The organism is Micromonospora sp. MP36, from assembly GCF_008119785.1.
Taxonomy (GTDB): domain Bacteria; phylum Actinomycetota; class Actinomycetes; order Mycobacteriales; family Micromonosporaceae; genus Micromonospora.
This window is the reverse complement of record NZ_VSFA01000175.1, coordinates 1-8958: the sequence shown is the minus strand read 5'-3', so window position 1 is coordinate 8958 and position 8958 is coordinate 1. Positions and strand designations below refer to the sequence as shown.

Here is an 8958-nt window from a genome sequence, read left to right as displayed (position 1 = left end):
GCACACGGCGCGCACCGCCTCACTGCCTCGGGGCGAGTGGCTGATGCTCATACTCACGTGGTCGATGCCCACAGCGAGGGGTGCCGACATCCAGGGAGACTGCGGGTCGTACGGCGGATGATCCGGGAACCGCACCCGCAGGTCCTCGTAGAAGGCGACGATACGCGGATCAAGCTCCCCGTCTCGGTGCGCCAGGCCGGTGCAGTGATCGACCATCTCGCGCACCACGTCGAGCGAAACAGCAGGTTCGGCCGCGAGGACCAGGAGGTCAAAGCTCACGGCGGCATCGTCTCCCACAGCGGCGGCTACGTCGAGCCGCACCTCACCGTCAGATTGGAAGGTGCATAGCCTCAGCTTGGGAATCGGATTGATCTACACGTCACGTAGTCGCGGTGCCCGGTGGATGTGCACGGAGCGTTCGCACTCACGATGCCGAGGCGCTCGTCTAGGCCGGTGTTGACCGCACCATCGGGCACGGATCGGGCACGCCGAACCCGTCTGGGTGGCGTCCTGAATCTATGGATTGCCGGCGACGCGGTCGCTGGTCGGCGAGGTAGCGATACAGGTGGCAGCAGCAATCCCGGCAGCAGTGGCATCAGCAACGGGGATGGGATCTCTGGAAGCAGCACATCTTCCAGCGAGAGTCAGCGACCCTTGGTGCATGACCAGGATCAACCTGGACATGAGCTGCGGGAGAGGCGCGTGACTGACGATCTGTGGAACCAGTGGGAGACATGGGCGCGGCGTCATATAGGTGGCGGGGAGGCGCAGGTAAGGGCCGCGACTGAGGCTGCGGTGCAGGCGTCCCAGCAAGGAGCGACAAGCGAGGACGCAGCCGAGGCTGCCAAGTCTGCTGCAAGGTCGGTGGGCGGGGCACCGTCCTCGAGTTACGCCGATCGCGAGAACGTGGGCTACCAGCGCCCGAGGTATCGCAGGCGAACTCTAAGCCCAGGCGTGCAAGTCGTTGTCGCCCTACTGGCACTGTTGGTTGTGGGGTGCATCGGTTACAGGCTTCTGGCCGGCAGTGGCTTCCCCGGTGGTTGGTAGCTACCCGATTGGTTCCGGTCGCCTCGGCTCGGCTGGTCGCGCCACAGCAGAAGCGAATGCCCAAGTTCCCCTTCGTTTCCGCTCGTTCCCGAAATCCGAGAACAGCGCACGATGACCCCGGAGGAAACCTGGTGCCTGATCGATCTCGCGCACCCCACCGCCCCAAAGGGCAGCGCGTCCAGATGGCGGCCAGATGGTGGCAGCACCTGCGGTGTAGAACCGGTGCCAACTGACGGATCTTGCGGCAGCCTTGGGCACTGGTCACCATGCATCATCTTTGGCAGGATTACCGCGCCTCTATCCGGATAGTCCGGACCCGGCGCGGCGCTTCCTCTTTGCAGGCACGGAATTTCGCCGCGGCGCTCCAGTGTCCGGGTCTAAAATCTGCAGTATGTCGAACCGTGGTCCTCTGTTCCCACCCGGAGCGTTCCAAGAGGGGTTTAAGGGCTCCAGCGAGAGAATGCGCAGGGAGGTCGAGCAGAGGGACGCCGCCAAGAGGGCGGCGGAGGAGAAAGCGGCCAAGGAGAAAGCGGACGCCAAGAAGGCGGCCGAGGAGAAAGCGGCCAAGGAGAAAGCGGACGCCAAGAAGGCGGCCGAGGAGAAAGCCGTCAAGGAGAAAGCGGCCAAGTGGGCGGCCGAGGAAATAGAGGCCAGGAAGAGGCTAGGCGGACAAAAGCCAGGCGGACAAAAGCCAGGCGAGCAAAAGCCGGGCGGACAAAAGCCGGGCGAGCAAAAGCCGGGCGAGCAAAAGCCAGCCGGGCAAAAGCCAGGCGAGAAGAAGGCGGCCGAGAAGAAGCCGGAGGATACGTCGTTGGCGGCTGCGGGACCACCAGCCGACACGACATCCGCTCCTGCGGCTGCGGGACCACCAGCCGACACGACATCCGCTCCTGCGGCTGCGGGACCACCAGCCGACACGTCCCCGGTTTCGAACGACTACTCGGCCCCTGATGCGGACAAGTTCTCCGGATCGGGTGACGAGCACAGTGGGTGGAGTTTCGGTGGCTCGGAATCCCGCTGGAACGACGATGACGAATTTGGAGAGTCTAGTCGCAGCGGATCAAGCAGCAGCAGCGGATCTAGCAGCGACTTCTAGGGGCAATCATCGCTGTCCCGATGCTCACTGGATGTCAACCCGGCGACTCCTTGACCCCCAAGCAACCAACACGGGGCTCTGGCCTGCCGATTCATGCTCGTTGAACTGCTGGAACCGTCCATGGCGGTCCCCGCGCGTCCGCGGGCGTCCGTCCCGATCGCCACCCGGTTAGTCACCCACCTCCTGGAGCTTGCCAAGGGCGACGAGAGAGGCACTCTCCGATTCCAGCCTGTTCCTACTTGCTGCCCACCCAAGTCATGTCTGGCCACGGTCCGAAGTCGAACTCCTCAACGATACGAACTAGCTCGGGAACAGTATTCGGGTTCGGACCGGACATACCGTCCTCGCTGGCTGGGCTTAGCAGTTGCAGAGAAACCTCTACCCCGTCGGACAGGGTCAGGAAAAGCTGCCCGTTGTCGGGCACCTGCCATCCGGGGAACCCACGCACCTGGATCGGCTGAGCCACGTCCCGATTGATGTGATCTTTGTGTACGTCGGGGCCTATCGACACGTCAAGTTGGCGACTGTCGTCAGCGCCCTTGGTCGAGAGGCTTTGCACCCAGCTCGCACCGTCGTGGCCCAGGACAAACATCCATGGCAAGGCGGCGAGGTCGGCTGGCAGCCAGCCGAAGCGGGGGCCTACCGATGTGTGCCGTTGATCCGGCTGGACCGACCGTGCGACGCGTAGGGCAATGGCCCGCTGCTCGTCGAGATCATCGTTGGTCATTACAGACACGATCAGCTGCGGCTGACCGGGCGGCTTCCAGATGACATAAGGGCTGCTCCGCTCGCCATCGGTCTGAACGAGCTGGCCGGCGACGCCGTTCACGTCAACGGTCTCCGTCCGCCGCCCCGTCGGCCGGTTGGGCTCAAGGACGTCATGCCAACCGATCGTGAGTCCGACGGTCGGGGTGAGACCGTCGGACGCCGAGCCACCGGGCCGCCATTCCAGCGACACGACGGCCGCCTGGTCGTCCGCCACGAGCACAGTGCGGTTGGCCTGCCCGTACTGGCGGGGCAGCCACGCCGGCCGGTGACGCAGCGGGACATCGAGCCAGCCGCCTCCCGGACCGCCACCCATCGCGGGAAAGTGGGCGTCGGGTTGCTGCAACAGTCGCCACACTTCCGCTCCGGTGGCCCCGACACTCGCTGCGGCCACCCCGATACCGGCGACCCGCAGCACCATGCGGCGTTGCCTGTGTTGCCGCGCTCGCGCGGCCAGGGTCGCCCGGATACGCTCCGGCGACGGCGCTTCGTCGGCGATGGCCGCAAACGCGTCCCGGATCGCTTCCTTGTCAATCATCGTGCCTCCCGAGACGGCTCAAGCGTGGCGACGTGTCGCAGCCGGGCGAGTGCCCGCGACGCCTGGCTGCGGACCGTGGCGAGGCTGCAGCCCATCAGCGCCGCAATGTCGCCGTCGGCCATATCTTCGAAATAGCGCAATGCGATCACAATGCGTTGCCGGGGCGGCAGAGCACGGATCAGTTGGACGAGGGCTTCGCGCTGCACGACCTGCTCGGCGCGGTCCTCAACCTCAACCGGAAGTTGAACGCGTTCCCGCCGCAGCCTTGCGGTCACCCGCCGGCGGGTCGACACCAGCTCATTAATGATCATCTTGCGTAGGTAGGACTCAGGCACGTCGAGCGTGCGGATCCGCGTCCACCTGGGCTGCGCCTTGACGAGTACGTCCTGCACGACATCTTCGGCCACATGCGGGTCGCCGGACAGCACGGTCGCGTGCCGCACCAACGCCGGCAACCGCGCGGCGACGAATTCCTCAAATGTCAACCGACCTCCCTGCTCACCTCCTACACGAAGCTGTCGCCAATTCTGTTGCTTCTGCCAGACCACTGACCGCCTTGCCGCCATCCTCACTGTCTGCCGTCGACCCGCCCTGCCGGGGAGCGGGGCCGCCGCCCGGCCTGCCACGTCAAGCGGACCTAATGACGGCTCGTACGGACGCTGGCGGGACGGGCGGTGGTCCGGTCGGCGGTCAGCCGCCGAAGGAGAGCCAGCGGAACCCGGACCGGTCGACCAGGGTCCGCTCGCGGTCGGTCAGCGGCACCCGGCCGGTGGTCTTGCGGACCAGGGTCAGCGGATCCCAGCCGAGCCCGTCCGGCACCGGCCGGCCGTCGCTGAGCAGGTCGGCCACCACCTGCGCCGCCGTCGGGGTCAGCCAGGGCCGCCGGTCGAGCGCGTCGGCCAGGTCCAGGCCGTGCACCCCGACCTCCACCACCCGGGTACGCAGGAACTCGGTGAGCGTCATCGCGTCGCCGTGCCGGGTGCGCACCAGCCGCCCGGGCGGCTGCACCGCGACCGCCGCGTCGGTGGCCCGCCAGGCCCGCGCGAAGCCGTCCGCCACCTCGGGTACGCCGGGCAGCTCGCGCGCCTCCCGCCGGGCGCTGTCGATCCGGGCGCTGTCCACCTCCGGGGTGAACTTGGCGGCCCCGAAGTAGCCGACGGCGTCCACGTCCGCCCGCTCGGGGGCCGGGGCGGCGAGCATGTCGACGAGGCGTCCCGCGCCGGTGCGCACGTGCGCCAGCAGGTCGCGGACCGTCCAGGGCGGGCAGGGCGTGGGCCGGTCCAGGTCGGCCTCGTCGAGGCTGCGCAGCACCTGCTCCAGCCGGCCGCACTCGTCCCGGAACGCCTCGCGCACGGAGTCCATCCGCCCTCCCCGTCGGCTGCCTCGCCTGCCTGAACAGCCTGCCACCCGCCGTTTCGTCGCCCACCGGCCGGGTACGCGCCGCGGGACGAGGAGAGGAGGCGCGGAAAGATGGCCGGCATCATGCTGCGGAGCACCGCCTTCAACGACCACGACCTGCTACCGGCACGCTTCTCGCAGGAGGGCGGGAACGTCTCACCGCCGCTGGAGTGGTCCCAGGTCCCCGACGCGGCCTGCGAGCTCGTCCTGTTCGTGGAGGACCCGGACGCCGGGAAGACTCCGTTCCTGCACTGGCTGGTGACCGGGATCTCGCCCCGGTCGGAGGGGGTCGCCGAGGGCGGCGTGCCGCTGGGCGGCCGGGAGTGGCCCAACGGCTTCGGCAACACCGGGTGGGGCGGCCCGCACCCACCCCAGCACGCGGACCCGCACCGCTACTTCTTCCGGCTCTACGCCCTCGAGCGACCGCTGGAGCTGCCGGAGGCACCCCAGGTCACCGACGTGCAGCGGGCGCTGACCGACAAGGAGATCGCCAGCGGCACCATGGTCGGCACCTACTACCGCTGACTCAGCCCTTGACCCGGGGCACCAGGCGGTGCACCGACGCGAGGACCAGCGCCGCCACCACGGCGATCGTCCCGGCGATGCCGGCCGCGCTGCCCGCGTACCCGACAAAGAGGGGCCGGCGGGTGAGTTCGTCGGCGGGGGTGTCGGAGAGGCGAGCCAGCCAGAGCAGGGCCAGCGCGGACGCGACGAGCGCGAGCGCACCGCCCAGGCCGAGCACGGCGACGGCCGCCGGGTGCGCGTCAGCCAGCGAGATCTTCGCCCGTTCCCGCTGGAAGACGAGGAGCACCAGGCCGGCGACCGCCGCCCAGATCCCGACCAGGAGGTACGCGGCGACGGCGTCGCTGGGCCGGTGCCAGCCGGCGGACAGGGTGGCCACTCCCGCGGCGGCCGCATAGCCGGCGCCGAGGAACGCGCCCGGCACCCGCGCCTTCGGCGGCAGCACCAGGATCAGCGCGACGGCCACCGACGCGGCCACCGCCGTGTGGCCGCTGGGCAGGCTGTTGCCGACGGCCGCCCGCGCCGGGTCGATGCCGAAGTCGGGGCGGGTCAGGTAATGCTTGAGCAGTTGGGTGCTGACGTTGGCGCCGGCGATCAGCAGGGTGGCGGTGACGGCGAGGGTCTTGCGGCCGCGGATCAGCGCGATGAAGCCGATCACCGCGGTCGCCGCCAGCAGGGACACCACCGACATCGCGTTGAGGATCCGGTTGACCGGTTCGTCAATGCGGCTCTGGCCAATCCGGTTGCCGGTCAACGCGACCGTGTCGATCCACTGGCCCAACGAGGTGTGCACGGCGAAGCGCCACACCAACAGGAACGCGGCGGCCTGTGCCAAGGCCAGCACGACCAACCAGACCGCGGTCCCGCCCCTCGCCGTCTTGCGCACCCGCACAACTTAACGGCCGGCCGCCTCCGACGCTCGTTGGGCGGCCGTCGCGCCTCCAGTTAGGTTGAGGAGGCGATCAGAGGGGGGTGGCGGGTGACCAGCACGCCGGAGCGGGAGCGGCCGACCCGGGAGCGGCCGGAGTCCCTGGCGGACCTGCTCGGCGGCCGGCGGGGAGCGCTCGACGCGACCCTGCCGCCGGTCGCGTTCGCGGTGGGCTGGCTGGCCGCCGGGCTGTGGGGCGGCGTGCTGGCGGCGCTGGTGGCCGGCGCGGCGGTGGCCGGCTGGCGGTTGCGGCGCGGGGACCGTCCCCGGTCGGTCCTGGTCGGGCTGCTCGCCGTCTGCGTGGCCGCGCTGATCGCCCTGCGGACCGGGCAGGCCAGCGACTTCTTCCTGCTGCAGCTGGTGTCCAACGCGGCCAGCGCGCTGGCCTGGATGGTCAGCATCGTGGTGCGCTGGCCGCTGCTCGGCGTGGTGGTCGGCGCGGCGCTCGGGCAGCGTGCCCGCTGGCGCCGCGATCCGGCGCTGCTGCGGGCGTACGGCCGGGCCAGCTGGGTGTGGGCGGCGACCTATCTGCTGCGGTTGGCGGTCTTCGTGCCGCTCTGGCTCGGCGGCCAGGTGGTCGCGCTGGTGGTGGCCCGGGTGGCGCTGACCTGGCCGCTGATCGCGGCGGTGCTGACGGTGAGCTGGGTGGTGATCCGGCGGTCACTGCCGCCCGGACATCCGGGGCTGCGACACCCGGTCACAGCGTCCGATGAGGACCGCGGGCGGAAACATTAGAAGAGAGGCCGCCACGGGGGGAGCGGCCTCTCCGGTGAAGTACGTTACTCCGTCCACGGCCGTCGTGTGATCCCGTGACGGCCGGATTTTCCCGGGTGTTTTCGCGGCAACTTCGTCTTTGGGCGCGGACGGTGAGCCGGTCCGTCCGCTGCGTCACACCGGACGGCCGGCCCACCCGGGCTGACCGTGTTCAGCCCGTCCGCCGACCGGGCGACGCCGCACGTTGTGCGGGCCGACGTGACCTCCTCGCCGCAGTAGGCCACGGTGCTCGACCAGGCGGGCGCGCACCGCGACCCCGTGACGCCTGGCAGACCCTGGACCCGCGCACCCTGACCTGAGCCAAGCGGCGCCCCCGGCCGGTCAGACGTTCACGTGGAAGTGCACCGCGAAGTAGCCAGTGTTCGCCGTGGAGTTGGACGCCTCCACGCCGACCCACCCGTGGAACGTCCCAGTGTCGCCGATCACCTGCAGCTGCGGCTTGCGGTGCGAACCACCGGTGTAGCAGGTGCTCGACGTCAGGCAGGTGCACCAGTGCTCGTAGAAGTTCCGCCGGCCCGCTCCCGCGAGGTAGTAGCGGATCGGGGAGGAGGTCGCGCCGTTCGGGCAGGACGAACAGGTGGCGGTCGGGGGGCTGAGCCAGCTCATGCAGTTCCCGTTGCATCGAGCGAACGACCGGAGGTCCATCCCGCTGGGGCCGGCGGCACCGGTGCTTCCGCTGTAGCCGGCGTACCGGCCGGTGTACTGGGCCAGCGGGATGTTGCTGACCGGCGTGTACGCGTCGTTCGAGGCGGAACTGCCGAAGCCCCAGCCGACGGTGACCCCGTAGTTGGAGCCGACGAAGTCGAGCCGGGCCAGGTCGCTGGCGGGCTGGCTGACCGCCCAGGTTTCCTGGACGTCTCCGCTCCAGGTGATGGTGATGCTGTCACCGGAGTTGGTGTACGTGCCGCTCAGCGACTTCACGACGCCACCGGGCTGGAACCCGGCGGCCGTCCGCACCTCGCAGTCGTGGCCGGCGCAGCCGGTCGTCCGGACGCCCGTGCCGGCGGCCCCGACGACGGTGCCCCGGTTCCAGTACCAGAAGCTCTCGGTCACCGTGCCGTTGCCGAAGAAATAGTAGGTCGCCAGCCGGACCCAGACCGGACCGGTGGCGGGCGCGCCGGCGGCGGGGATGGCCCCGAGCGCGACGCTGTAGATGCGCCGCCCGCCGGGGTAGTCCACCGCCTGCGCGGGCGCCGGCAGGACGACCGCTCCCATCGTCAGCGCCAGCAGCGCGGCGGCGAGATACCGCCAGGTGATCCTCCGTCGACGACCCATACGTCACTTCCCCTCATGACCGACCGGTTGACATATCGTATCTGATCGATATCGACCGGATGGTCCCGCGGCGCACCGGGCTCTGGGTGATCGGGGCGGCGCTAGCGGGACGCCCAGGGAAGCCCCGGGCCGGTCTCCTTCGCTGTCCGCCTCGCCGCTGGTCCGCTCCCGACCGACAACCCGCCCATCCATCTCCGGCCGCCCGACCAGCCGGGCCGCGCGCCCCGCCGTGGTCCGCCCTCGGGATGCGGCCGGTCGCGCCTGGCCTATGCTGGGAGCGCTCCCGGCCGCAGCCGGCCCGTCATTCCGAGGAGCAGCGACTGGTGGTTGCTTCCCTTTCTAGAGCTGTCGACAATGGACTATTGTGGGTACTGTGTATCGGATCGGCGTGTCTGCTAAGCGGGTGGGCCGCTCGGCCGTGCACACCTTCTCTGGCCGGCTGGACGGTCTGCGCCGCTACGAGAAGGAACTCAGAGGGGCGGACCTGACCGTGGGGGATGATCGGTGAAGGTCAGCCGCATCTCCTACTCGGCCCGGCTGAATCCGGGCAAGTACGCCGCCCTGGTGGAGCAGGCCCGCCGGTTGGGTCGGGTGCGTAGTGAGGTGTGGCAGCGT

Annotated in this window: 10 protein-coding genes; 4 read left to right on the top strand and 6 right to left on the bottom strand. The window is 69.6% G+C overall.

What is annotated here, in order from left to right; genetic code table 11:
* Positions 1-279 (bottom strand): hypothetical protein (locus tag FXF52_RS39235; RefSeq protein WP_187413988.1); only part of this gene is annotated, 279 nt, incomplete at its 3' end.
* 1159 nt (positions 280-1438) lie between these two features.
* Here FXF52_RS39235 and FXF52_RS39230 point away from each other — a divergent pair.
* The gene (locus tag FXF52_RS39230; RefSeq protein ID WP_148804720.1) at positions 1439-2143 is read left to right on the top strand and encodes a hypothetical protein; all 705 of its coding nucleotides are present in this window, start codon (positions 1439-1441) and stop codon (positions 2141-2143) included.
* A gap of 235 nt (positions 2144-2378) precedes the next feature.
* Here FXF52_RS39230 and FXF52_RS39225 read toward each other — a convergent pair whose 3' ends face one another.
* The 3 genes from FXF52_RS39225 to FXF52_RS39215 all read right to left on the bottom strand — a co-directional run bounded on the left by FXF52_RS39225 (position 2379) and on the right by FXF52_RS39215 (position 4808).
* Positions 2379-3446: a hypothetical protein gene (locus FXF52_RS39225; protein ID WP_148804719.1), complete on the bottom strand. Its 1068-nt coding sequence runs from the start codon at positions 3444-3446 to the stop codon at positions 2379-2381.
* Positions 3443-3931 carry a SigE family RNA polymerase sigma factor gene (locus FXF52_RS39220; protein WP_148804718.1) on the bottom strand — a complete coding sequence of 163 codons (489 nt, stop codon included), beginning with the start codon at positions 3929-3931 and terminating at the stop codon, positions 3443-3445. The genes FXF52_RS39225 and FXF52_RS39220 overlap by 4 nt, the downstream gene beginning before the upstream one ends.
* 205 nt (positions 3932-4136) lie before the next feature.
* Positions 4137-4808, bottom strand: coding sequence for a maleylpyruvate isomerase N-terminal domain-containing protein (locus tag FXF52_RS39215; protein ID WP_148804717.1), 672 nt, complete (start codon positions 4806-4808; stop codon positions 4137-4139).
* 108 nt (positions 4809-4916) lie between these two features.
* On the opposite strand from FXF52_RS39215, the gene FXF52_RS39210 reads away from it, so the two are divergent.
* The gene (locus FXF52_RS39210) at positions 4917-5369 is read left to right on the top strand and encodes a YbhB/YbcL family Raf kinase inhibitor-like protein (protein WP_148804716.1); all 453 of its coding nucleotides are present in this window, start codon (positions 4917-4919) and stop codon (positions 5367-5369) included.
* Position 5370: 1 nt separating this feature from the next.
* Here the strand turns inward: FXF52_RS39210 and FXF52_RS39205 are convergent, their stop codons facing one another.
* Positions 5371-6258, bottom strand: coding sequence for a phosphatase PAP2 family protein (locus tag FXF52_RS39205; RefSeq protein WP_187413987.1), 888 nt, complete (start codon positions 6256-6258; stop codon positions 5371-5373).
* A gap of 87 nt (positions 6259-6345) precedes the next feature.
* On the opposite strand from FXF52_RS39205, the gene FXF52_RS39200 reads away from it, so the two are divergent.
* Positions 6346-7029: a DUF3159 domain-containing protein gene (locus tag FXF52_RS39200; RefSeq protein ID WP_148804714.1), complete on the top strand. Its 684-nt coding sequence runs from the start codon at positions 6346-6348 to the stop codon at positions 7027-7029.
* Positions 7030-7389: 360 nt separating this feature from the next.
* On the opposite strand, the gene FXF52_RS39195 is transcribed toward FXF52_RS39200, so the two are convergent.
* Positions 7390-8343, bottom strand: coding sequence for a hypothetical protein (locus tag FXF52_RS39195; RefSeq protein ID WP_148804713.1), 954 nt, complete (start codon positions 8341-8343; stop codon positions 7390-7392).
* Positions 8344-8707: 364 nt separating this feature from the next.
* Between FXF52_RS39195 and FXF52_RS42245 the strand changes: the two genes are divergently transcribed.
* On the top strand, positions 8708-8851 hold the full coding sequence (locus FXF52_RS42245; protein ID WP_187413986.1) for a hypothetical protein: 144 nt from the start codon (positions 8708-8710) through the stop codon (positions 8849-8851).
* Positions 8852-8958 lie beyond the last annotated feature (107 nt).

What these genes read in the sequence shown, in the direction of transcription:
- FXF52_RS39230 (WP_148804720.1), top strand. Translation starts at nt 1,439, where the DNA reads ATGTCGAACCGTGGTCCTCTGTTCCCACCCGGAGCGTTCCAAGAGGGG.
- FXF52_RS39225 (WP_148804719.1), bottom strand. Translation starts at nt 3,446, where the DNA reads ATGATTGACAAGGAAGCGATCCGGGACGCGTTTGCGGCCATCGCCGAC.
- FXF52_RS39215 (WP_148804717.1), bottom strand. Translation starts at nt 4,808, where the DNA reads ATGGACTCCGTGCGCGAGGCGTTCCGGGACGAGTGCGGCCGGCTGGAG.
- FXF52_RS39210 (WP_148804716.1), top strand. Translation starts at nt 4,917, where the DNA reads ATGGCCGGCATCATGCTGCGGAGCACCGCCTTCAACGACCACGACCTG.
- FXF52_RS39195 (WP_148804713.1), bottom strand. Translation starts at nt 8,343, where the DNA reads ATGGGTCGTCGACGGAGGATCACCTGGCGGTATCTCGCCGCCGCGCTG.